Annotated in this window: 20 protein-coding genes and 1 pseudogene; 14 read left to right on the top strand and 7 right to left on the bottom strand. The window is 64.3% G+C overall.

The window, feature by feature from the left end:
* Positions 1-8 precede the first annotated feature (8 nt).
* Positions 9-857 carry a pyrroline-5-carboxylate reductase gene (gene proC / locus E3O65_RS14235; RefSeq protein WP_134364382.1) on the bottom strand — a complete coding sequence of 283 codons (849 nt, stop codon included), beginning with the start codon at positions 855-857 and terminating at the stop codon, positions 9-11.
* Positions 858-925: 68 nt separating this feature from the next.
* Between proC and E3O65_RS14230 the strand changes: the two genes are divergently transcribed.
* Entirely contained in the window at positions 926-1,888 is a 963-nt protein-coding gene (locus E3O65_RS14230) for a cation diffusion facilitator family transporter (RefSeq protein WP_134364381.1), read from the top strand.
* Positions 1,885-2,598, top strand: coding sequence for a glutamine amidotransferase (locus tag E3O65_RS14225; protein ID WP_134364380.1), 714 nt, complete (start codon positions 1,885-1,887; stop codon positions 2,596-2,598). The genes E3O65_RS14230 and E3O65_RS14225 overlap by 4 nt, the downstream gene beginning before the upstream one ends.
* On the opposite strand, the gene tadA is transcribed toward E3O65_RS14225, so the two are convergent.
* Positions 2,555-3,034, bottom strand: a complete 480-nt coding sequence (gene tadA / locus E3O65_RS14220; protein WP_206750124.1) for a tRNA adenosine(34) deaminase TadA — start codon at positions 3,032-3,034, stop codon at positions 2,555-2,557. The genes E3O65_RS14225 and tadA overlap by 44 nt on opposite strands.
* 33 nt (positions 3,035-3,067) lie before the next feature.
* Between tadA and upp the strand changes: the two genes are divergently transcribed.
* The 5 genes and pseudogenes from upp to E3O65_RS14195 form a co-directional block, all read left to right on the top strand.
* A complete protein-coding gene (gene upp / locus E3O65_RS14215; RefSeq protein WP_134364379.1) occupies positions 3,068-3,700 on the top strand; it encodes a uracil phosphoribosyltransferase in 633 nt (210 codons plus the stop codon).
* 516 nt (positions 3,701-4,216) lie between these two features.
* Complete coding sequence (locus E3O65_RS14210) at positions 4,217-4,921, top strand: winged helix-turn-helix domain-containing protein (RefSeq protein ID WP_134364378.1); 705 nt, start codon at positions 4,217-4,219, stop codon at positions 4,919-4,921.
* 307 nt (positions 4,922-5,228) lie between these two features.
* The gene (locus E3O65_RS14205; protein ID WP_241985556.1) at positions 5,229-5,663 is read left to right on the top strand and encodes a MarR family winged helix-turn-helix transcriptional regulator; all 435 of its coding nucleotides are present in this window, start codon (positions 5,229-5,231) and stop codon (positions 5,661-5,663) included.
* Between the two features lie 97 nt (positions 5,664-5,760).
* A complete protein-coding gene (locus E3O65_RS14200; RefSeq protein WP_134364377.1) occupies positions 5,761-5,952 on the top strand; it encodes a DUF1918 domain-containing protein in 192 nt (63 codons plus the stop codon).
* A 440-nt stretch (positions 5,953-6,392) separates the two neighbouring features.
* A pseudogene (locus E3O65_RS14195) lies at positions 6,393-6,722 on the top strand (transposase); the annotation flags it as partial.
* Between the two features lie 312 nt (positions 6,723-7,034).
* On the opposite strand, the gene E3O65_RS14190 reads toward E3O65_RS14195, so the two are convergent.
* Positions 7,035-7,577, bottom strand: coding sequence for a hypothetical protein (locus E3O65_RS14190; protein WP_134364376.1), 543 nt, complete (start codon positions 7,575-7,577; stop codon positions 7,035-7,037).
* Between the two features lie 4 nt (positions 7,578-7,581).
* Complete coding sequence (locus E3O65_RS14185; protein WP_166785765.1) at positions 7,582-11,076, bottom strand: VWA domain-containing protein; 3,495 nt, start codon at positions 11,074-11,076, stop codon at positions 7,582-7,584.
* Positions 11,077-11,361: 285 nt separating this feature from the next.
* Here E3O65_RS14185 and E3O65_RS14180 point away from each other — a divergent pair, with 285 nt between their 5' ends.
* From E3O65_RS14180 to E3O65_RS14150, 7 genes are all read left to right on the top strand, one after another.
* Positions 11,362-11,613: a type II toxin-antitoxin system Phd/YefM family antitoxin gene (locus E3O65_RS14180; protein WP_134364374.1), complete on the top strand. Its 252-nt coding sequence runs from the start codon at positions 11,362-11,364 to the stop codon at positions 11,611-11,613.
* Positions 11,610-11,870 carry a Txe/YoeB family addiction module toxin gene (locus E3O65_RS14175; RefSeq protein WP_134364373.1) on the top strand — a complete coding sequence of 87 codons (261 nt, stop codon included), beginning with the start codon at positions 11,610-11,612 and terminating at the stop codon, positions 11,868-11,870. The genes E3O65_RS14180 and E3O65_RS14175 overlap by 4 nt, the downstream gene beginning before the upstream one ends.
* 350 nt (positions 11,871-12,220) lie before the next feature.
* The gene (locus tag E3O65_RS14170) at positions 12,221-13,480 is read left to right on the top strand and encodes an extracellular solute-binding protein (RefSeq protein ID WP_134364372.1); all 1,260 of its coding nucleotides are present in this window, start codon (positions 12,221-12,223) and stop codon (positions 13,478-13,480) included.
* Positions 13,481-13,560: 80 nt separating this feature from the next.
* The gene (locus E3O65_RS14165) at positions 13,561-14,436 is read left to right on the top strand and encodes a carbohydrate ABC transporter permease (protein ID WP_134364371.1); all 876 of its coding nucleotides are present in this window, start codon (positions 13,561-13,563) and stop codon (positions 14,434-14,436) included.
* Entirely contained in the window at positions 14,429-15,373 is a 945-nt protein-coding gene (locus E3O65_RS14160) for a carbohydrate ABC transporter permease (RefSeq protein ID WP_134364370.1), read from the top strand. Before E3O65_RS14165 ends, E3O65_RS14160 begins: the two co-directional genes overlap by 8 nt.
* A 15-nt stretch (positions 15,374-15,388) precedes the next feature.
* Positions 15,389-16,948 (top strand): glycoside hydrolase family 5 protein, encoded by a 1,560-nt coding sequence (locus tag E3O65_RS14155; protein WP_134364369.1) that lies wholly within the window; start codon positions 15,389-15,391, stop codon positions 16,946-16,948.
* 80 nt (positions 16,949-17,028) lie between these two features.
* Positions 17,029-18,234 carry an ROK family transcriptional regulator gene (locus E3O65_RS14150; RefSeq protein ID WP_241985557.1) on the top strand — a complete coding sequence of 402 codons (1,206 nt, stop codon included), beginning with the start codon at positions 17,029-17,031 and terminating at the stop codon, positions 18,232-18,234.
* A 137-nt stretch (positions 18,235-18,371) separates the two neighbouring features.
* On the opposite strand, the gene E3O65_RS17490 is transcribed toward E3O65_RS14150, so the two are convergent.
* The 3 genes from E3O65_RS17490 to E3O65_RS14140 all read right to left on the bottom strand — a co-directional run bounded on the left by E3O65_RS17490 (position 18,372) and on the right by E3O65_RS14140 (position 20,832).
* Positions 18,372-18,755, bottom strand: a complete 384-nt coding sequence (locus tag E3O65_RS17490; RefSeq protein ID WP_338419192.1) for a fibronectin type III-like domain-contianing protein — start codon at positions 18,753-18,755, stop codon at positions 18,372-18,374.
* Positions 18,640-18,918, bottom strand: a complete 279-nt coding sequence (locus E3O65_RS17485) for a hypothetical protein (protein WP_338419193.1) — start codon at positions 18,916-18,918, stop codon at positions 18,640-18,642. The genes E3O65_RS17490 and E3O65_RS17485 overlap by 116 nt, the downstream gene beginning before the upstream one ends.
* A gap of 87 nt (positions 18,919-19,005) precedes the next feature.
* On the bottom strand, positions 19,006-20,832 hold the full coding sequence (locus tag E3O65_RS14140; protein WP_134364367.1) for a choice-of-anchor I family protein: 1,827 nt from the start codon (positions 20,830-20,832) through the stop codon (positions 19,006-19,008).
* Positions 20,833-20,910 lie beyond the last annotated feature (78 nt).

Raw genomic sequence — 20,910 nt, 5'->3', positions numbered from 1 at the left:
ACCTGGGTCTAGTGGCCCGCGAGTTCGCGCGCTCGGGCGAGCGCGGCATCCGTCGCACGATCGAACAGTTCTTTGAGGCCACCCTTTTCGAGTTCCCACACGGCGCGCTCGGTGGTGCCGCTCGGACTCGTCACCTGGCGGCGCAGCTCGGTCGGGGACAGGTCGGATGCCGCCAGGAGCGTGGTCGCGCCGAGGAAGGTGCCGTTCACCATGACCGCGGCCTCCTGCGGGGTGAAACCCTTGTCGAGGGCCGTGGCCGTGAGTTGCTCGATCAGGTAGAAGACGTAGGCCGGACCGGAGCCGGAGATCGTGCTGAGGGCGTCGAGCTTCTCCTCGGGCACGACCAACACATCGCCGACGGTGGCGAATAGGGCAGTGGCGAGCTCGAGATCGGTGGCGCTGGACCGCGTGCCCGCGCTCAGCCCCGTGACGGCCTTGCCGACGAGGGCCGGCGTGTTGGGCATCGAGCGGATGACCGACACCGATTCGGGCAGCCGGGATTCGAACGTCGCGATGGTGACGCCGGCAGCGACGCTGACGACGAGGGCTCCGGGCTCCAGACTGTCGGCGATCTCGGTCAGGAGGTCCGGGACCATCGCGGGCTTCACCGCCACGATCACGATGCGCGCCCCGGCCACGGCCGTGCGGTTGGCTTCCGGATCCTCCGCGGTGGCGTAGGCGGTCACACCTTCGGTCGCACGGAGTTCGGCGGCCTTGGCGGCGCTGCGGTTGGTGGCCCGGATGCCGCCTTCCACGGTCACACCCGGCTGCAGCAGTCCGGTGAGCACGGCCCTCGCCATGGAGCCGGCGCCGAGGAACGCGATCGTGGGCAGGGTGGTCGATGCAGTCGAAGTCATCTGACGAGTCTACTTTTGAGCCCCGGGCCCGAAGCCGGGCGTGGTGACCAGCGTTCTAGGATTGCCCCATGAGAACATCGGGCGGGAACAGGGCAATCGTGGCGGCACTCGGGGCCAATCTGGGCATCGCGATCACGAAATTCGTGGCCTGGGCGTTCTCCGGTTCCTCCTCGATGCTCGCTGAGGGGGTGCACTCTCTCGCCGATTCGGGCAACCAGGTGCTGCTGCTGGTGGGCGGACGCAAGGCGCGGCAGAGAGCCGACACGGAGCATCCGTTCGGCTATGGCCGCGAACGCTTCGTCTACGCCTTCGTCGTGTCGATCATCCTGTTCTCGGTGGGTGGCGTGTTCTCCCTGTACGAGGGCGTGAACAAGCTGCAGAACCCGCACCCGCTCGAGGTGCCGTGGCTGCCCATCGTGGTGCTGTTGGTCGCCATGGGTCTCGAGTCCTTCTCACTGCGCACTGCCATCAGGGAATCGAACCTCGTGCGCGGCACGCAGAGCTGGGTGCAGTTCGTGCGGCACTCCAAGGCGCCCGAACTGCCCGTGGTGCTGCTCGAAGACGTCGCCGCGCTCACGGGCCTGGTCTTCGCATTCCTCGGCGTGGGCCTCACCATCATCACCGGCGACCCGATCTGGGACGCCATCGGCACCCTGTTCATCGGCCTGCTGCTCGTTCTCGTCGCGATCGTGCTGGGCATCGAGACGAAGAGCCTGCTGGTCGGGGAGGGTGCCGGCACCACGGATGCCGCGGCCATCGAGCGCGCCATCCTCTCGGGCCCGGAGACGCAGAAGATCATCCACCTCAAGACCCTGTACCTCGGTCCGGACGAACTCCTCGTCGCCGCAAAGATCACCTTTGACGCCGACAACCGATTCGCCGATGTGGCGGCGGGCATCGACACCGTCGAAGCCCGCATCCGTGAGGCAGTGCCGTCCGCCCGCGTGATCTACCTGGAACCAGACCTGTACGTCGATCCCAACCGGCGCCAGCCGCCCACCGACGCCATCGTCATCAAGGGCAGTGAGTGAGCCGCGTCGCGATCGTTCTGCGGCACGATGACACGATCCACCTCGGCAACCTCGAGCCCGTGCTGCGGGAGCACGGCTACTCCGTCCGTTATGTCGACACCCTTCGGGAGGACGTACGCGGCCTAGACCCGGCGCGGATCGATCTGCTGGTCGTGCTCGGCGGTGAGATGGGGGTGTACGAGGCCGACAACTTCCCGGCGCTGAACGACGAGATCGCCCTGCTCGAGCAACGGCTCGCGTCGGGCCGTCCCGTTTTCGGCGTGTGCCTCGGCGCCCAGCTCATGGCCGCCGCCCTCGGCTCCCGCGTCTACCGCGGGCCGACGAACGAGATCGGCTACCGGTCCGTGGAGCCCACTCTGGCCGGGGCGACTTCCCCCGTGCGACACGTAAGCGGCGTCCCCGTCTTCCAGTGGCACAGCGACACCTTCGATCTGCCCGAGGGAGTGACGAGACTGGCCGGGTCGCCCCAGTACGGCAATGAGGCCTTCTCCATCGGCGACTGGGCTCTGGCCGTGCAGTTCCACCCGGAGGTCACCGCCGAGATGCACGAGGTCTGGCTGGTTGCCTCGGAGGCCGAGGTGGCCGCAGAAGGTTACAACCCGGCCGACCTTCGCCGCGACCGTGAACTCTACTCCAGGGGCATGCAGGGCGCGTCCAGAGCCATGTTCAGCGAATGGCTCGACGGGCTGGATCCAGAAAGAACGTCCTGAGCAGTTCCCCGCACTCCTCCGCGTCGACTGCGGCATACACCTCGGCCCGATGATTGAGCCGGCGGTCCCGCAGCACGTCGTACACGGACCCGGATGCGCCGGCCTTCTCGTCCCACGCGCCGAATACGACCACGGGCACCCGCGCCGCCAGGATCGCCCCCGCACACATCACGCAGGGTTCCAGTGTGACCACGAGGGTGCAGCCGGTCAGGTGCCAGTCCCCCATTGACGAGGCGGCCTGACGGATGGCGACGATCTCGGCATGGCCGGTGGGATCCTGCCGCGCTTCGCGCTCGTTGCGCCCGCGCCCGATGACCGTGCCGGTGGCGTCCAGCACGACCGCGCCGACGGGAACATCGCCCGTTTCAAGGGCTGCCCGGGCCTCGTGCAGCGCGAGCCGCATCCATTCACTGTGCCGGCGATCGACCTCGCCCATCCGGATTCCTTCCCCGACTAGTAGATTGAGCCTATGCGAGTCCACGTAGCCGACCACCCCCTGATCACCCACAAACTCACGGTTCTCCGGGACAAGCGCACCCCGTCGCCGATCTTCCGGTCACTTGTCGAAGAACTGATGACCCTCCTCGCCTATGAGGGAACGCGCGGCGTGCGGGTCGAGGAAGTGACCGTGCAGACCCCGGTTGCCACAACCCGCGGCGTGCAGATCAGCAACCCCAAGCCTCTTGTCGTGCCGATCCTCCGCGCCGGGCTGGGCATGCTCGAGGGCATGGTCAAGCTTCTGCCGACCGCAGAGGTCGGCTTTCTCGGGATGGCCCGCAACGAGGAAACCCTTGAACCCACGACCTACGCCGAACGTCTGCCCGACGACCTGTCGGACCGCCAATGCTTCGTTCTCGACCCGATGCTGGCAACGGGAGGTTCACTGATCGCGGCCATCCAGTTCCTCTTCGACCGTGGAGCCGTCGACGTCACGGCAATCTGCATCCTCGCCGCACCGGAAGGACTCGCCGCAGTCGAGAAGGCCCTCGAAGGCCGTGAAGTGACCATCGTGCTCGGCGCCGTCGATGACCACCTCGACGAGCACGGCTACATCGTGCCCGGCCTCGGCGACGCCGGCGACCGTCTCTACGGTCTGGTGTAGTAGACCCGACTGTTCACCGCCGGTCGCGAATGCAGGTCCTGCGACCCACACAGCATTCATGCCTAACAAATTCACGAATCTTTGATGGACTGCCCTTTGGTCAAGGATCATTTTCTCAATTTCTCTCTCTGCGGCGGATCCTCCGATCCGTCGCAGAGTCACCGAACGTGATGCGCGTCGCACAGTGTCATCCTCGGTCATAAAATTGACACACGCCGTAACAGTGGGCTTTACTCGCAACTATGACAACGAGCGCACGCCCCCAGACCTCCTTCGAGGCCCCCGGGACTGCCGGCATGATGCTGATGCCCGGCAGCTGCTTTGCGTGTTGCCGAATGTCCCGCTAACGAGCGACCGAATCGCCCCGTTCCCGCCCCGCTGACGTATCGCGGTCGGCCGGTTGAACTCCGAGTCTCTCCGACTCCCCTCCGGCCTTTCTCCGGCCGATATTTTACGAACCTGAATTCGCTTAACGCATCGGGTTCACCTGCAGCATCCCAGCCAAGGATTACTCCCATGTCGCTTGCACACATTGACTCCGCCCGGTCGGCCCAGGCCGCCCGCCTCGAACTCCAGGCCCCTTCCGCACCGACCGCGCCGCGCATCCGCGCCGTGCCCGATGGCACGCAGGCCCGCGGCTTCGTTCTCTACGTCGGCATCGACGAAGCCACCGCAGCAGCGGCAGGCACCAGCCTCAGCCGCATCGTCGAGGCCCTCAAGGCTCTGACCAGCACGATCGCGCCGGCCGCGGAGACTCATGCAGCCGTGGCACTGGCCCCGGCCGGAGCCGGCGGCCGCGACGTGGACGTCGTACGCCTCGCCTTGCAGGACCCGACCGCGCTGGCCAAGCACCGCAACGTCGCCGAGGACCCCGACCGGGCACCGGGCGGCGTCGTGGTGGACATCTCTCGCAAGCGCGTCATCCTCGACAACGAGACCGCGGCGCTCACCTATAAGGAATTCGAGCTGCTGCAGTACCTCGTGCTGCGCGAGGGTCGCACCATCGAACGCGCCGAACTGATCTCCAAGCTGTGGAACGCCGCGGACGAAGAGGATGCCCCCAACGAGCGAACGATCGACGTGCACGTGCGTCGCCTGCGTGCCAAGCTCGGCCGCTACGAGGACATCGTGCGCACTGTGCGCGGCGTCGGCTACCGCTTCGACCGCCACGCCGACGTATCGATCCGTCAGTCCAGCACCCCGAGCCCGGACGTCTTCTAACGTCTGGCGTGGTGAGTCCCGCCCGCGACCCACCACGCCGAGTGGCCCATCCTGCCGAAGGGGGCCGGCATGACAGAGGGCCGGTCGTAGTAGCTACGACCGGCCCTCTTCCCTTGCACCAAGAGTGTCCTGCAATCACATTTCGCGTCTTCCGCCACAGCAAACGGTTGACGCACTCCGAATATATAACGAATGCGTAACGAGAAGCTAGTTATCTGATCGTTATTTTTCTCTGAATTCACCATGTGTGGATGAGGCGGCTCAGAATGGAGTCCCTATTCTTGAAGTTCAGAGATGTGGAGGCAGCGTGACCGATCGAGCCGTGGCTGTGGCCGCTTGGGAGTCCCTGTTCCGCGCCCAGGTCGCCATCATGCGCAGCATCGCCGCCGACTTCCCTTCCCGGGACATCTCCTTCAACGAGTACGACGTGATGTTCAACCTGTCCCGGGCCCCCGAATGGCGGCTCCGGCTGCGCGATCTGAACCGGAACGTGCTGCTCACCCAACCAAGCGTGAGCCGCCTGGTCGACCGGCTGGCCTTGCGCGGCTATGTGCAGAAACACATCGACCCGGCCGACGGCCGCGGCGCATTGATCGAGTTGACGGATGCCGGCTTCGAGCTTTTCCGCCGGGTCGCGCTGCAGCACATGGCCACCATTACCGAGCGCATCGGCGACAGTCTCAGCACCGACGAACTGACACAGCTCATCGGACTCTGTGATCGCCTGCGCGCCGGCGACTGACCCGCGCCGCGCCGCGTGCGGCCCCGGCCGGCAACCCCGCATCCCCTGTGCAGGCAGGGCGGGCGGGCGTACGGTAAGCCGCGAGGAGGTGATTCCCATGCACGCAGCGCAGGGAGACCGGATCGTCATTCGAGGCAGGACGGTGGAAACCCCCGACCGGCACGGCGAGATCCTGGAGGTTCGCGGGCCGAACGGCGAACCGCCCTACCTCGTGCGGTTCGGTGAGGGGCACGAGAGCATCGTCTACCCCGGCACGGACTTCATGATCGAGCAGATCGACCGCACCTAGATCAGCGCTCCGAGACGGCCGAGCACACGCATCCGCCTGGGTCAAGGGGGTACTGCGCCGACCTGACGCGAGTTAATTTCGAACTACGCGTTGCAGATCGTGGCGGGTACGAGAGCAGGAGCCTCAGCCATGAGAATCACGTGTCCCTTTTGTCATTCGGCCGCTCGCCTGACGCCGAACCCGGCGCACGCCGAGAGTCACGCCCACCCGGTCTACGTTCTGAACTGCAACGGATGCGATCGCACCACTGTGCGCCCGAAGGGATTCGAAACCCCAACCTTCTGATCCGTACTAGTTGTCAACGACTGGTGTTGTGTGAGGGTGTTGGCCTGTCAGGCCCGGCATGGTTCTTGCCCCCAGTCGCCCATGATCCGAGGGGTGTTGTCACCGGGCCCGACTGGCATCAGGTGATCGCTGATAGGGGCTGGACCGGGACTCGTCCCAGGCCTGCCGAACAGCTCGCCGCGCTCCGCCGGCAACGGGACGAGATCGCCGTCGAAGTCGAGCGGCTCGTGGAGGCGCACCCTCTTCACCCCGTCCTGATCAGCAGGCCCGGAGTCGGGGTCGGGACCGCAGCCAGCCTCCTCACCGAAGTCTCCGGCAAGGACTTCGCGACCGCCAACCACCTCGCCGCCTACGCTGGCCTCGCCCCGGTGACCAGGCGCTCCGGCAGCTCCATCCGCGGCGAACACCCGTCCCGGCGAGGCAACAAGATCCTCAAACGGGCACTATTCCTCTTGGCCTTCGCGGCCCTCCGCGACCCGGTCTCACTAGAACCACACGAGAGTGGCCCTGTTTTCAGTCGGCAGGAGTGGCCCTGTTTTCAGTCGGCGTGAACAGCCGGGGCTCCCCGGCCAGAGGTGCAGGGCCAATTCGGCTAGGTTCCGACGTCTCGGAGGAGCGACATGGGGAGACTTGAACGGGCAGTAAATCCTGAGAGCTTGTTCCCAGCCGAGAGATCCTGGTTGGGCCAACCCGGCCTATAACAGGGGCGTGGAGCCCGAGACCGGAGGTATGCCGGAGCCGAGGCGGTCTCGTAGCGCAGCGGCTACTTGTTCACGTGCTCGCGCAGCTAAGTTCCCTCAGCAAGCCACGGCCGTGCGGACGAGTTCGGAGAGTTGCTTGACCGGAACCTCACGCCGATAGAGGAAAGCCTTCAAGGCTTCGTTGTAGATGGCGCTGCGCACGGGGAAGGGACGACCTTTGCCGATCTGGAGCATTGTTTGACCGTTCCTTGACTCGAGCTTGTGGCCTTTGTAGATCACCCATGTCGCGTCGGGACGGGCCTTCGTCATCACTTCCGCGACATACGCCTGCATCTCGTCGATAAGAGCGAGCTGCATCGAGGTGAACGGGCCGCTCCCCGGCATACCACTCTCGGCTGTTGGTCTTGCCGGGTTCCACCAGGACGGCAGGTCCGCCGTCTCCGCGTCTCTTGGTTCGAGTACTCGTGTCAGGAACCATGCATTGACTGCGTCCAGACTTTCAATGCTGTCGTCGAGCCGCGGATCGCCAGGTTCGCTCAGACGCACGCGAAACCGGGCCTGCGCCGGCTCCAAACTTCGCAGGTACGCCTCGTGCAGCTCCACGACCTTCTCGCGACTGGCGTTCATGGTGTCCCACATGGACTCAGGCTACCCAAAGGGTGAAGGGGATGCCGAGCCGGGCTAGCCTCTCGAGCAGCGCGACGTCTGGTCCGAGGGTGTTGTTGTGGCTGGTGAAGAAGTGCCATTCGACAGACAAGACGTCGCTCAGAGGGTCTTTCGTCATCGCATAGTCTCGCTCTGCCTGGCTTGCTGCGCGTCCGACATCTCGTGCCCGGCCGTGCTTGATTTCGATCGCGTGTCCGGTTTCGGGGTCCAGAACGTCGTAGTAACGCTTGTCGCCGGCGGCCGTTTGGGACCTGATCTGCGTCGGCAGAGCTCCGGGAGTGTTGGCTCGTAGGAATGTTTCGGCGTCTTTTTCGAGCCGGTAGGTGTTCGGTGCCTTCTTGATATCGTTCGCCGCTTTGACCATGTCGTCGAAGTGTTTGGCGCTGATCATCCGTGAGGCGAGGCGGACGATATCGGCGTCTGGAAGTCCCACGGCGGCGAGCTTGGTCACCGCGGTCGGTGAGACTTTCCGCAGCAGGTCCATCTTGTCGGCGGTCGACTTGCCGAAGTCTTTCATGGTGGAGCGGAGCGCGGCCCCCGACGGGATCTCGTCCGCAGCCTTGATGAATTTCTCGGTCTTCTTGATTCCGGCCGCGATGTCGCCACCGATGGGGATGAGGGCGGCGACGCTGAATGCCGTGGAGATGAAGTCCAGGTTCACAACACCAGCGATCGCATCACGGATGTCACCGATGAAGATCACTCCGCTGGAGATGTTTCCGGCGAGGTAGGCGAGGCTTTGTCCCTCACAGAAGGGGCCCACATCTGTGATGTCTCCGCACAGCGCACCGCGCGAGAATTCGCCGATGTACTCGAGGACGCTTGTCTGATAGTCGAGGATGAGGGGATCGAATCCCTCGCTGGCGTGATCGATCTCCCACGTGTCGGTGTAACCGTCGACGTCCGTGTCGTCGCTGAACGCCTCCGTGCTGTTGGTCTGTGTCTCCTGGGCGTCGTTCAGGCCGTCATGGTCGAGGTCGGCTTTCCACGCCGAGAGTCCTTCCGCCCGCTCATACAGGTCGCTGAGGGTGTCGCGGTCGGTGTCTGCCCGGGTGGGGTCCGAGAATGCGCTGTAGTACGTTCCCCGGCCGAAGGCGCCGCCGGTCGTGAGCTGCCCGGCTTCTTCGCCGTCGCTGAGTCCGTCGTTGTCGGTGTCTGCGTCGTTCGGGTCGGTGTGGAACACGCGGCCGCTGCCGTCGCGCCATCCGCTGGTCTCTGCAGTGTCGGCGAGTCCGTCGTTGTCGGCGTCGGGTTCGCCGGTGTCACTGCCGATGCCGTCGAACACGTCGGGCAGACCACTCGCATCGGGCACGTAATAGAACTTGCCGCCGGTCGAGGCCGCGATCGAACTCAGCAGGGCGGCGTTGGTCCCGTACCCGAGGCCCACCGTGTAGACGGTGGTGTCGCTGGCCGCGGCACGAGTCGTGGACGATTCGTCGTAATAGCCGTCCCCATCGGTCAGGAACACGATGACCCGTTGGTGTGCGGAGTCGCCGTTAGTGTCGAGTTCGTTCAGGGCCGCGTCCATGCCAGCTGAGAGGTTGGTGCCACCGCTGTCGTCGACCCGGTCGATCGCGGACTTCACGGCGTCAAAGTCTGTGGTCATCGATTGATACACGGACGCTGAGTAGTCGAAGTCCACAACAGCAGCCTGATCCCCGGCCCGCAGGGAATCGACGAAGGACTTCGAGGCCGTCTTGCGGGCCCCGCCAGGGTCATTCCACGACATCGATCCCGAGGAGTCGAGTGTGAGGACTACGTCGATATTCCCTGACGCATTGCCTCCGCGTGGGGTCGCTATCTCGGCAGCCCAGATGGCGTCGAACTCGTCGACATCGACAATGACGAATTGTGAAGTCGGTGTGGCTGGAGCAGCAGTCGCCAACGTCTGAGAGAAGCGCGAGCCCGAAACCGCTTCTCCTTCGGGGATCCCGGCTCCGCTATCGAGCTCGGCCCAGTCGGCCGGACGCGTCTGAGTGGAGCGTTGCGCCGAGATGATCCCGCCATCGGGGGTCTGAACTGTCGCGATTCCCCTCTCAAGGTCGACGGCCTGATCGGCCGGGAACTCAAATGTTTGGGTGTCATTGTTGAAGCGGAGTACCGCCAGGTTGGCCCCCGGGTCGAGGTCCGCCGTGTCGAACGGGATCGTGAGTATGCCCGGCTCCAGCGCCAGGGGGGCATCGATCTCGATCGGCGGGGCTCGCTGGCCCGGCACTTCATTGAGCCGCTCGTCGTCAGAGACGCTTAGGCTCACGGACAGCACCGCCTTGCCGAGTCCTCGGGCTTCGTAGGTTGCAGCGGATTCGGCGGCAAGGACATTCTTAGCAAAGCTGTCGTCACCGTCAGCGATGCCGTTTGCGTCCGAGTCGACGACGGTCGGGTTTGAGCCCAGGGTGACTTCCTCGAAATCAGAGAGGCCGTCCAGATCGGTGTCGACCGCGAGTGGGTTGCTCCCTCGCGCGACCTCTTGTCCGTCAGTCAGCGAGTCACCATCCGTGTCGGGTTCGCCGGCCTTGGTGCCGCGGCCCAGTTCATCCGCCGTCGTCAGCCCGTCAGCATCGGGGTCGTCGGCTGCGTCGGAGATCCTGTTCCCGTCGGCGTCAGCCTTCGTCGGGTCCGTGATGCTCTGGAGTTCGGCGCTATCCGAAAGACCGTCAGCATCCGTGTCCGCCTTGAGAAGGTCGGTACCAGCCCGGATCTCAATCGCGTCGACGACTCCATCGGCGTCAGTGTCAGCCCATTCCCCAGCCGGATCGGCGCCGCCCGGGTTCACCGTCGTCGAGCAGCCAGCGAAGACGTTGATGCCGGTTCCACCGTCGCAGGTGTTCTTACCCTTGTCGCCGTTGAGGTTGTCGTCGCCGGGGCCGCCATAGAGAGCGTCGTTTCCGAGCCCAGCGAGGAGGGAGTCGTTCCCAAATCCGCCATACATGCTGTCGGCGCCGTTCTCACCGATGAGCCGGTCAGTGCCCGGCCCGCCGTCGAGAACATCGTCGCCCAGCTGGCCGTTGACAACGTCATCGCCCGCCCCGCCCTGCAGGGTATCGGCATCATTGCCGCCGTCCACGGCGTCGTCGCCCTCACCGCCATCAAGCTTGTCCGCACTGTTTCCGCCACTCAGCGTGTCATTGCCGACCTGACCGAAGAGAACGTCCTGCTCGTTCCCGCCGAAGAGAACGTCATCCCCGTCACCGCCGGAGAGGACATCCCTGCCACCGCCACCATAGATCGTGTCGTTTCCGCCACCACCGTCGATCGCGTCGGAACCGTCTCCGCCGCAGATGACGTCGTCACCGCTAGTGCCACGGAGAACATCATTGCCAGCGGTCCCCGTGATCGTGCACGACAAGGCGAAGGCCGGGGCGGTCACGACAGGAAGCGCCGTGGCCACCAGGGCCAGACCGGTTGCGATGGCGATCAGCCTCAGGAGGCGAGAGCCTGGCAAAATCGGGGTCGAGAATGGTCTGGTCTTCATGGGGCGTCCGTCTCTGCGTGATGTTGCCCAGCACGTGCAGGTGTCAATCCGACGCAAAGCTATCGGTGCGCACTCACCTCTGAACACCCCCACGTTCGGGAAACCCATCTGTGAGGACGGATGAGGTACGTCTCATGGCACTCGTTTACGCGAAACGGTCGAGTGGCTGGAGATCCCGTCCATGTTCCGCACGGGAACGGCTTACGCGACGATGGTCGAGCTGTCGGTGCATCTTGGAGTCACAACCAGGGTGACGTACAGTTTTTTGTACGTGAAAGGATCCCAATGCGCACCATGACATATTCAGGATCCCGAGCGAAGTACGCCGAGACACTCTCAGCAGTGGTGGATGACCGAGAAGAAGTTGTTATCACTCGTGCAGGACACGAACCCGTGGTCATCGTCTCCCTCGACGACTACGAGTCGCTCAAGGAAACCTCCTACCTGCTGAAGAACCCCGCGAACGCGCGACGCCTCCTCGGATCGATCGATCGACTCGAGGCCGGCCACGGCACGCAGCACGACCTTGACGAATGAGGTTGATCTGGGACGAGGATGCCTGCGACGACTCCTGCTGGAGGCAGCCGCAAGACCGCAAGATCCTCAAACGCATCAATACGCTCCTGAGCGACGTTTTTCGCAACGGCACTGAAGGCATCGGAAAACCCGAACCCCTCGAGCACGGCTTCCACGGGTATTGGTCACGTCGGATTACAGACGAACATCGCCTGATCTACACGGTCGAGAACGACGAAATCCGTATCGCCGGATGTCGATACCACCACGGGCGCTAACGCAGGGCCGTAGGCGGAACCCTCAACGGGAAGGCCATGCATCGTGAGCACGTGCGCCCTGTCGAGTCGTGCTTGTTCGCCTGGTATGGAAGGGGATGTGTCCGAGGATCCGACATGTGATCGCAGAGAAATTCGGGGTGCGATCACGAGAACTTTCGACACGTGTAAAACTAAGTGTTGTATTAACCTCTGTCGAATGCGTATTATGGCGTGTGACCGGCACTGCAGACCCAAGTCGTCGATCCTGGTGGGCGCCACGCCTTGTGAAAGTCTCTCTCGTCACCGCCTCAAGGAAGGCTCTCCCAGAGCCCGCGCATTGTTCCGCATCACACTCAAACAAAGGATTTTCAATGAGGAAAATGACCACTCGGGTGCTGGCACCCATCGTCGTCGTGGGTTTGGCTCTCAGCCTTGCCTCATGCGCTGCGCCCTCAGCATCGGACACCGCTGACGCGGCTTCCGGCCCGCTCACCGTATGGGTGATGGGCGACTCCGGCGAGAACCTGCAGGCGCTCGTGGAACCGTTCACGGAAGACACGGGGGTCAAGGTCAAGGTGGTCGCGATCCCGTGGGACAGCATCGACGAGAAGCTGACCACAGCCGTCGCCTCCGGTAAGGGGCCTGACGTTCTGCAGATCGGCTTGTCCAAGCTGCGCGCCTTCGCGGATGCCGGCGCCCTGCTCCCCCTCGACGCCGCCACACTGGCCGACTATCCCGCTCTCGACGCGTCGAACTTTCCCGACGGAGTGGGGGGAGACGCCACGGCGGTCAACGGCGAGGTCGTCAGCGTTCCCTGGGTAAGCGACACTCGCGTGCTCTTCTACCGTTCGGACATCCTGGAGGCCAGCGGCATCGCTGCACCCCCGTCCACCTGGGAGGAATTGCGTGCAGACGCCAAGGTTCTCGCCGGCCGCGGCGAAGGCCAGTACGGCTTCTACATCCAGCAGTGGGCCGCCCCACTGCCCGTCACCATGACCTGGAGCAACGGCGGAGACGTGATCACGACCGACGGTGCTGTCGACTTCAACACACCCGAATTCGAAGCGGCCGTTGACACCTACACTGGCCTGTACGCCGACAAGAGCGTGCCCACCAACAGTGACTTCGACGAGATCCAAGGATTTGTCTCGGGCGTAGCACCGATGGTGGTCAGCGGCCCGTACCTCGGCAAGGGAGTCGCCGACTCTGCCCCCGAGCTGGACGGCAAGTGGGCGGCCGCTCCGCTTCCCGCCGGTTCCGACTCGTCGACCTCGCTGTTCGCCGGATCCAACCTGGGCATCTGGGCCAACACGGAGAACAAGGACTCCTCGCTGGAGCTGCTCGACTTCCTGGCCCAGCCCGAGACCCAGCTCGAGTGGTATTCCGTCTCCGGCGAGCTGCCCAGCGTCAAGGCCGCCCTCTCCGATGCCTCGCTCAATGAAGACCCGAACGTCAAGGTCTACACAACGCAGCTTGATAGCGCCAAGGTGCTTCCGCTGGTCTCAAACTGGGACGGCGTGGTGGGAACGGAACTACTCACGGCCCTCAACGGGATTGTGCTGCAGGGCGCGGACCGTGATTCGACACTGTCGACCTTCTTCAAGAAGACCGGCAGTCTCAGCGTCGACTAGCTGAAGGGGGCCGTCCCCCGCTCCGCGGGACGGCCCCCTTCCTCTCCTTCCATTTCCCCTCTGCCCGAGGAAAGGCTCTCGTGCGCACCCGCCTCACCCCCTACCTTTTTGTTTCCCCGGCCATGCTGCTGCTCATCGCCTTCGGCATCGTTCCCATCCTCATCGCCGCCGTGATCAGCACCACCAATATGAACATCTCGGCTTTCATGAACTGGGGCAACGTCAAGTTCATCGGCATCGACAACTACACCACGCTCTTCGCCGACCCGGACTTCTGGAACTCCATCGGCAACACGGCGCTCTTCGCTGTGGTGGGCGTACCGGCAATCCTGGTCCTGTCCCTGTCGGCTGCCCTGCTGCTCAACCACAGCCAGAACCGTTTCTTTCAGGCCCTGCGCTCTTTCTACTTCATTCCCGCGATCACCGCGATCGTGGCCGTGTCGCTGGTCTGGGGATACCTCTATAACACCCAATTCGGTGTCTTCAACTACGTGCTCTCACTCGTTGGAGCGGATCCGGTGCAATGGCTGTCCGACCCGACCCTGGCAAAATTCTCGGTCGGCCTCGTTGCCGTCTGGCGAGGGACGGGCCTGAACATCATCATCTTCCTGGCCGCCCTCCAGGCCGTGCCCAAGGAGTATCTGGAAGCCGCGTCCCTCGACGGCGCCTCCGGGTGGAAGAAGATCTTAACGATCACCATTCCACTGCTGCGGTTCGCGATCTTTTTCGTGGGAGTCACCACCACAATCGCCTGGTTGCAGTTCTTCGACGAACCGTTCGTCCTCACAGACGGCGGGCCATTGGGTGCCACCACGTCGGCATCGATCTTCCTCTACAAGGAAGGCTTCCGGCTCAACCAATTCGGTTACGCGAGCGCCGGTTCCATAGTGCTGTTCGTGATCATCGCGGTGATCACCTTGGTGCAACTACGCGTGAAGGGCAACGACGATGACTAACCGGCTCAGCGGGCGCAGTGAGCTGCGCACTGTGTCACGCACGCTGCTTCAGCCAGAGTCGGACGTGGAGGGTGGCCGGGTCTACCAGCAGCCTCAGCGCGCCCGCAACAAGTCGGCGTCGTCCCGCGGTCGTACCGTGACCGTGATAATCGGTGTCGCTCTGGTCATCGGTGCGCTGATCACCGCCTTCCCGTTCTTCTGGATGATCGCATCCTCGTTCAAACCACAGCGCGAGGCGGTGCAGTATCCGCCGTCGCTGCTTCCGCAGGCACCCACCCTCGAGTACTACCTGCGCCTATTCACCGAGCTGGACTTCGGTCGATACTTCGTCAACACAGTGATCGTCGTGCTCATCGGGTTCATCGGCCTGTTCCTGATGGCCATGGCCGGCTACGCGTTCGCAAAATTCGATTTTCGGGGCCGCAAGGTGCTCTTCTTCATCGTCCTGGCCACGATGATGATCCCTGTCCAGGTGACGATGATCCCGACCTACCTGATGCTCAACGGGATGAAACTGACAAACACCCTGCTCGGCATCGCCCTGCCCACGCTTGTCAGCGGATTCAGCATCTTCCTGTTCCGGCAATTCATGAGCACGATCCCAACCGAACTCCTCGAAGCCGCCCGCCTCGACGGCGCCGGCGAATTCCGCACCTTCTGGCAGGTCGTGCTCCCCATGTCCGGGCCCATCCTCGCCGTGCAGGTAGTACTCACTTTCATCGCGGGCTGGAACAGCTTCCTCTGGCCTCTGGTAATCGCCAGCGATCAGCAGTTCTACACGCTTTCCGTCGGCCTTGCGCTGCTCAACCAACAAATCGCGGTGAACCCATCCCTGCAGATGGCCGCCGCATCGATCATGGTCGTCCCGATTCTGATCGTTTTCATCATCTTCCAGCGCCATGTAATCCAGGGCTTCGCGCTCTCGGGCCTCAAGTAACAATCGGAGTCCACTATGACTGACACCACGACCACCATCGCCCCCGAGCGATCATTCGAACCACGTCCGGCCACCTTTGACGGCTTCGTGCACGCTCGCAACGCCCGGCTCGTCGACGGGCTGGGCCGCGAACTGCTGCTTCGCGGCGTGGGCCTGGGCAACTGGATGCTGCCGGAAGGCTACATGTGGAAATTCGGGGAGGGCGCCGCATCACCACGCGAAATTGAATCCCTGGTCGAACGACTCATCGGCCCCGAACGGGCATCCGAATTCTGGACCGCGTTCCGCGCTTCGTTCATTACAGAGGCTGACATCGAACAGATTGCCCGAAGCGGCTTCGATCACGTGCGCCTGCCGATCAATTCACGCCTGATCCAGAACGAGGACGGTTCACCAATCGAGGCCGGTTACGCCCTTATCGACCGGCTGATCGGCTGGTGTCGCACCCACAAAGTGTGGGTGCTCCTCGACCTGCACGGCGCGCCAGGCGGCCAGACCGGCACCAACATCGACGACTCGCCCCACAACCTGCCTGAGCTGTTCATGGACCCGATTTATCGCGACCGAACGATCCAGCTGTGGCGGCAGCTGGCCAAGCGCTATGCCCACGAGACGGTGGTGCTGGGCTACGACTTGCTCAATGAACCCCTGCCCAACGAGTGGCAGTACCGCTATGCCGGCGAGCTAGCGACCCTGTACCGCGACCTGACCGCTGAGATTCGCCTTGTAGACCGGGATCACCTCATCGTGTACGAGGGCTCGCACTGGGCGACGAACTGGGACATCTTCACCGAGGTGTGGGACAACAATTCGCTGCTCCAGTTTCACAAGTACTGGTCCTCTCCCGACCGGGCCAGCATCGCTGCCTTCCTCGAAGTGCGGGACCGACTCGGCCTGCCGATCTACATGGGCGAGGGCGGCGAAAACACCCTCGAGTGGATCTACGCCGCGTTCCGGCTCTACGAAACCCACGACATCGGCTGGAACTTCTGGCCCTGGAAAAAGATCGACACGCTCACCTCACCCGCCTCGATCGTCGCCCCCCGCGGCTGGAGCAAGGTCGTCGCCAGCGTCCAAGATCCCTCAGCACTCAGCCGGGACGAGGCGCAGGTCATCTTCGACGGCCTGCTGAGCGCGATGAGGATGGAAAACTGCACCTGGCAGGCCGACGTTGTGGCCGCGCTACTCGCCGACCGGCCGACCGTCATCCCCGGCTGGGGATTCGGCTACCGTGGTGCGGGCGAGTCATATTCAGTGGCCGATGCGCGGCCCCTCCCCGGCATCCGCGACGACGAGAAGGTCACGCTAATATGGGCGTGGCCGGGTGAAAACCCTCAGAACCCATTCGAACAGACCGATGGCCGGCCGTATAGCCCAAACGAGCAACTGGTCGTGCGACTCGCGACCGACGACTGGCTGGAATTCGAGCTTGCGGCCAGCGCCGGAACGTGTCGGGTACTCGACGCTTTCGGTGAGGACGCCCGGGTCACCACTGAAATTACAAGCCGAGGATTGCGGGTCACCGCCACCGATATGACATCCATCGCACAGATCGTATTGGAGCCCAGGACGTGAAAGGTTCAGAACAGAAGAACACACGCGCCGCTCACTCCCGTCCGGGAACGCCAGGATCGGCTCCTGCGACGGTAGGTGATGTGCGCCAACGAAACCGGCGCCACGCCCTGCGGAGCATCATCCTGTCCGGCCAGACCACGCGCGCCGAAATCGCTCTGGAGTGTGGGCTGTCTGTCGCGTCGGTGACGAACCTCGTGTCGGAGCTCATCAACGAGGGCCTAGTAATCGAAGCCGGCCTGATAGCGTCCACCGGCGGCAGGCCGATCACACTGCTCACCCCCAACCCCTCCGGCGCATACATGATCGGCGCCGACGTTGGCGAGCGTGGTGTCGCCGTGGAGCTCTTCGACCTCTCCATGACACGGATCGACCGGGAGTTTCGGGGCGGCACTGCCGGCGAACCCGTCGAAGCGATCGCCCGCGATCTCGACGAAGCCCTCGACGCACTCCAGCTACGAAACCCCGACGCCTGGGAACGCATGGTCGGGGTGGGCCTCGGCCTTCCGGGCATCGTCGAGACGGATGCGGACGGTCGCCAGGTGCTCCATGCGCAAGGCCTCGGCTGGCCGCCCATCCCAGCGCACCAACTGATCTCCCACGACATTCCGGTCTTCGCCGAGAACGGGGCGAAGACCCTGGCGATGGCCGAACTGTGGGATGGCGCCGCCCGCGGCATCGACGAAGCCCTCGTCGTGCTCCTCGGTCGCGGCGTGGGCCTGGCCATCGTGAGTGGCGGCGAACTCGCCCACGGCTGTAGAAGTAGCGCCGGAGAATGGGGTCACCTCAAGATCGCCCGCAATGGTCGCCCCTGCCGTTGCGGCGGCCGCGGCTGCGTTGAGGCGTACCTGGGCGCTGACGCGATCCTGGATACGTGGCGCGATGAAGGCGCCACTGTGGAGGGGTCAGGCTGGCGCGCCATCGGCGAGCTCCTCGACGCCGATAGAGCCGGTGACCCCGTTGCGGTTGCCGTGGTTGAGGAACTGGTCGCCACGCTGGGCTCCGCCTTGGGTGGTCTGGTCAACCTCACCAACCCGCAGCGCGTCATTGTCGGCGGGTGGGTGGGCCTACGCCTGATGGAAACCTTGGGCGATCGAATCTTCGCGGCAACCCAGACCGAGGCGCTCGACCGTCCGGGCAGCCAGTTCGAACTCGTAGCCTGCCACTTCGGTGGCGACACCGTGGCCCTTGGAGCCGCGATGATGCCTCTGGGGGCGCTCATGAACGAACCTCGCGGAACTCGCACTGTTCGGTCCGCCCCGGAACAATCATCGCTTGCCCTGAAATAGGGCGTCACCGGAAGCGCGGGTAGCCGGCCTAGGCCGCCAGCTCGCGGCCTGCAGCACGCCCAGAATCACCGTCGAGGCAATCCGTCAGGAAGCGACGTTGGGCCCCAGTTTCGTCCCTCCGCACTGGTTACACGCCGTCAGTCGACCACGGGCACCGTGATGGAGACGGTCGCCGTCTGCTCCGGGTCGAGGGGCACCTGGGTAAAGGCCTTCAGCGCCATATCAGCCCAGCTCACCGAGGTGACCAGGACAGTCACATAGGCCTGCACTGTCTCGACAACCGCACGATCGCCGACGTTGTGCAGTGTGATTTCGGCCCTCACGGTGTCAATTCTCGACAGGTCGGCACACTGAAGCCGCAGGTTCGAATACTCAACCCGCGTGTAGGGAAGCCCCTCGCCGAAGCTAAACGACGGGCTCTGGTTCAGATCGGCGTACCGGTCGCCGTGCTGCCCACGGATCTGGTTGTAATAAGTCGGCTGCTGGCCAACGTGCCGGGCGAACGAGATCGGCAGCCGCATTCATCGCCGATCCCGGCAGCACCAAAGGTTTGGACGCCATCAGCAGGACAAGCATAGGAGTTCCAATGACCGCCAACGCGTCCAGCAAGGCAATTTGACCGCCCACCAATTCGAGCGTCGCGGTTGACCGGCCCTCGCCGACCAGCTCTATCCGATCACCCACGACGGCCACCACGTAGTCTGCGGCAGTCGTGGCTTCGACGGCCTCGTGAATCAAGTCCACGTCAGGCCGACATTGCCGCAGTTACCACTAACGGCCGGAGTCGCCCCGGTCGGAGTGACCCTTGTCGTCACGGTCCTTGTCGGCGCTGCGATCACGCTTCTTCCCCTCTGCGGCAATGGCGAACAACGTCGTCGTTCCGGAGACCTCGTTGCCGACCGCGAGCATCGGCCTACCGCTCGGCGAGTCCTTCGCAGAGACGAAGACGAGGCCCTCCGGGCCGAGGTCGCCCGCCCGCGGCAGATCGGCCGCGCCCGTTCCGGCCTCAACCGACCCCTCCATCGAAACGGAAAAGTCACGATTGTTGATATAGAGCACGAACGTGGCCGAGGCGGGGTCGGTGATGTCGTAGGCCATGATCCCGCCGACGCGCTCAAGTCCGATGAAGGCGTAGCTGCGGCCGTCGATCTCGCCGATCGCGAGGTTTTCCGGCTCAGGACCCTTGTCGTCGCTGCGGCCCTCCAGGTTGGACACACTGTGGTTGGAGTTGAAGAAGTCGGGGTTGGCCGCGGCCGTGATCTCCTCGAGCTGCTGAGCCGAGTCGAAGACCTGCTCACCGCCGGTCGTCCAGATCGAGAAGGAGCGAGCACCGAAGGCGTAGAGCTCCTGGTAGCAAGTGCCTGCCTCGTTCAGACCGTTCTCGGTGGTCACGTTCAGCCGGCCGAGATCGGCGTCGCCGGTCAGGCCGGCCAGTGGGCTGTCCGCGCAGATCGGCAGGAGGCCATCCGCGCCCAGATCCTTCACCCTGACACCCTCCTCGTAGTCACCCCATTCGCGGGCGTCGCCCTCGTTGGCGGTGACCAGGTAGGTCTCGTCGTCGGCGGTGTATGCGGTGATTCCGTCGGGCATGTACATGCCCTTGAGACCCTCATAGCTTTTGATGTTGAGGGTCGGCGCGCCCGTCGGATCGCGGTCCGAGGCGTCGATTCCGTTTCCGTCCAGGCCGTGGTCCTTGAACCCGAGCGGCCAGATTTCGGTGATGTCGGCCTCCGCGAGGCTCACGACGGCCACCGCGTTGGCCTCCTGCAGGGCGACGTAGGCGACCTCGCTCCCGGCGTCGATCGCGACATACTCCGGTTCAAGGTTCACCGAGACCGGGTTGGCCCCCAATCTGGGCCCGAAGACGCGAACATCCTCCGGCAGGGTCTTGCCGCCGCCCGCCTCGAACGCGTGGAAGTCGGCGGCTCTGACCACCGATTGCACCGGCGCGGTCACGCGCCCCGGCAGGGTGACGATGCTGACCGAACCCTCCGGGTCGACGGTGAAGTCCTCGTTGGGCTCCCCCTCGTTTGCGACGACGGCATAGCGGCCGTCGGCCGAGATGCTGACCATGTCGGGGAGCGCGCCCACCCGCACGGCTCCCAGCACGGCCGCCTCGTCGGTGTTCGCGTCGAAGAAGACCAGCCAGCCGGCATCCGTCTTCACGTCGGATTCGATGGCGATCGCACCGAGCCCGTCCTCGCGGACCGCAACGGAGTTCGCGGTGGTTCCCGCCGGGATCACCGAACCGTCGTCGGCCGTGATGCCCTCCGCCGTGAGGTCGAAGAGCTTCGTGGGGACCGCGGGGTCTACGGCGTCGAGCACGTCGACCGCGCCGGCCTGCGCGTTGACGACAAAGAGGCGCTCGCTGTCGGCGTGATAAGTGACGATCTCGGCGGCCGACGCGTCAAAGACGCCGGTCTCGTAGCGGCCGAGCACACTCAGCGTGAGCCCGGCGGCCTTTCGCGAGGGCGAGTCGCGCTCGTCGCCGTCGTCAGCTGATGCCGCCGGTACCATCGCCCCGGTGGCGAGGACGCTTCCGATAACGAGCGCCAATACGGTGGCCGAGGCACTGCGGCGGCGGCTGATTGCGGGCATTCGAAGTCCTCCAGGGTCGTGGTCAATCGTTCCCCCTGTTGAGGGGCAGCAGATGGCGAACGGGTGAATTCCAGATGT

Source organism: Cryobacterium breve (assembly GCF_004402375.1).
Lineage (GTDB): Bacteria > Actinomycetota > Actinomycetes > Actinomycetales > Microbacteriaceae > Cryobacterium > Cryobacterium breve.
This window is presented reverse-complemented; position numbering and strand designations above follow the sequence as displayed.